Source organism: Rhodococcus sp. CX (genome assembly GCF_015865005.1).
Lineage (GTDB): Bacteria > Actinomycetota > Actinomycetes > Mycobacteriales > Mycobacteriaceae > Rhodococcus.
Genome location: NZ_JADZGH010000020.1, coordinates 1 through 2406, shown reverse-complemented (window position 1 = coordinate 2406; position 2406 = coordinate 1). Strand labels below are relative to the sequence as shown.

Sequence of the window (2406 nt, the reverse complement as noted above, 5' to 3'; positions counted from 1 at the left end):
TTCGGCGCCCTTGACCGCGTGCACGCTCAGATGTCCGGTGCTCGCCAGCGCACGGACCAGGAACGTCTTTCCGCAGCCCGGCGGCCCGTACAGCAGCACGCCGCGCGGCGGATCGACGCCGAGCCGCGCGAACGAATCGGGATGCTGCAGCGGCCACAGCACGGCTTCGGTCAGGGCCTGCTTGGTCTCGACCATGTCGCCGACGTCGTCCAGGGTCACGCTGCCGATCGCGAGTTCCTCGGTACCCGAGCGGGAGAGGGGACGGATCACCTCGAGCGCGCCGAGCAGGTCGTCGTGCAGCAGCACCGGATCCGCGTCGTCGCGGCTCGCCCGGGACGCCGCCCGCAGCGCCGCCTCCCGGCAGAGTGCGGCGAGGTCGGCGGCGACGAACCCGGGGGCGCGCGCGGCGATCGCGTCGAGCTTGAGCCCCTCGGACGGCACGGTGCGCAGCAGCACTTCGAGCAGCGCCCGGCGGGTCGCGCCGTCGGGCAGCGGCAGGTTGAGTTCGCGGTCGCAGATCTCGGGGGAACGCAGCCGCGAATCGACCGCGTCGGGGTGGGCGGTCGTCGTGATCAGCGCGACGCCGGGAGTGTCGACGACACGGCGCAGCACGTCGAGGATCAGCGTCGACACCGGTTCCGCGGGGTCGGGGAGCAACGTGTCGATGTCGGTGATCAGCAGCACGCCGCCGCCGGCCACGGCGTCGGCGGCGGCACTCACGCGACGGAGCCGTTCGTCGGCGGCGAGCGCACCGATCCCGGGGCCGTCGACCTCCACGACCTTCCGGTCGGCCAGGACCGCGCGGGCCAGCGTGGCCTTGCCGACTCCGGCGGGACCGGTGACGAGCACTCCCAGGTGCGGGGACGCACCGAGGGTGCGCAGCAGCTCGGGTTCGTCGAGGGCCAGTTTCAGCCATTCGGTGAGCCGCGCGACCTGGGCCTGCACACCGACCAGGTCTTCCGGCGGCGGTGCGGCAGCGCGTTCCGGTTCGGTGAATCCTGCGTCGGAACCCGCGAGCGCGGGTGCGCTCGGCGCGGCTTTCCGGGGGTGACCGCCCCACGTCACCGCGGTGTTCGGTTGCACGCTGACCGGTCCGGCCGGGTCCACGGCGGCCACCGTCAGCAGTTCCGAGGTCCAGGCGACGCCGAACGTGCGCGACAGGGTGCGTGTGGTGTCGGCGCTGCTCGTCCCGGGACCGAGGTCGCGGGGAAGCAGTGATACGGCGTCACCGACGGTGACGACCTTCCCGAGCAGCGCCTGGCGCAGCGTCGTGTCGCTGATGGAGTGGGTGGCCAGCGACGACCCCGTGACGGACACGGACCGGGCGCCGTACACGGTGGCGGGTGCGACGACGACGGTGGCGTTCTCCCGCAGGCCCGTGTTCGACAGGGTGACGTCGTCGAGCAGGATCGTGCCGGTGGGGGTGCCGGCGGGGGCCAGTCCGGCGACGGCCGCGGTCCGGCGGGAGCCGACCAGTGCGATCGCATCCCATTCGCGCAGGCCGAGCGCGGTCAGCGCTTCCGGGTGCAGGCGGACGACGCCGCGGCGTGCATCCGCCGCGGAGGTGTTGAGCCGGACGGTCAGCGCGAGTTCAGCGGTGGTCACCCGCCGAGCCTAGAACGTACTCACCGTCCGCGCGGGCGACGCAGCCCGAGGCGCGCCGAGGAACGATCCGCGGGTGCCGCGGTGCGGCGGATCACGACGCGGCGGGGACGCAGCGCGCGGTGCTCGGCCCGGATCGCGCGACGTTCGGACGGCTTGATGTCCCAGGTTTCCGGGCGCGCGGCGACCCACCGCTTGGAGCGGACCGCGAACGGGATGTGCGCGAGATACACGGCGACGAGCACGAGCATCAGGACGAACGGGTAGGTCACGAGCGCGGCCGCGGCGAGCGCGACGAGGACCAGCAGGACCACGGCCAGGCGCGGCGGCACGGACACCGATTTCATGGCGAGGGTCGGGATCGTGCTGACGACGAGCGCTGCGGTGATGAGGGTCCAGGCCGCGACCACGGGATAGGAGGTCCACCAGCCGTCGCCCCACTGGATGTACGCGGCGATGGGGGAGAGCACGATGAGCGCACCCGCGGGGGCCGGCACACCGACGAAGTACTCGCGTGCGTACGCGGGAATGCTGTCGTCCTCGAGCAGGGTGTTGAACCGCGCCAGGCGCAGCACCATGCTCACCGCGTACAGCAGCGTGATGATCCAGCCGAACGCGCTGCCGTCGAGCAACGTCGCATACAGCACGAGGGCGGGGGCGACGCCGAACGAGATCGCGTCGGACAACGAGTCGAGTTCTGCGCCGATCTTGCTGGTGGCGTCGAGCAGCCGCGCGATGCGCCCGTCGAGCGAGTCCAGGACCGCGGCGGCGCCGATCATGCCGAGCGCGGTGCCGAGCTCGACG

General features: G+C 72.7%; 2 protein-coding genes. Both read right to left on the bottom strand.

The window, feature by feature from the left end; translation table 11 throughout:
* Positions 1 to 1605: AAA family ATPase (locus tag I0Q12_RS01510; RefSeq protein ID WP_197250274.1), on the bottom strand; the 1605-nt coding region annotated here is incomplete at its 3' end.
* 20 nt (positions 1606 to 1625) lie between these two features.
* On the bottom strand, positions 1626 to 2406 hold a 781-nt coding region (locus I0Q12_RS01505), incomplete at its 5' end, for a phosphatidylcholine/phosphatidylserine synthase (RefSeq protein WP_197250273.1).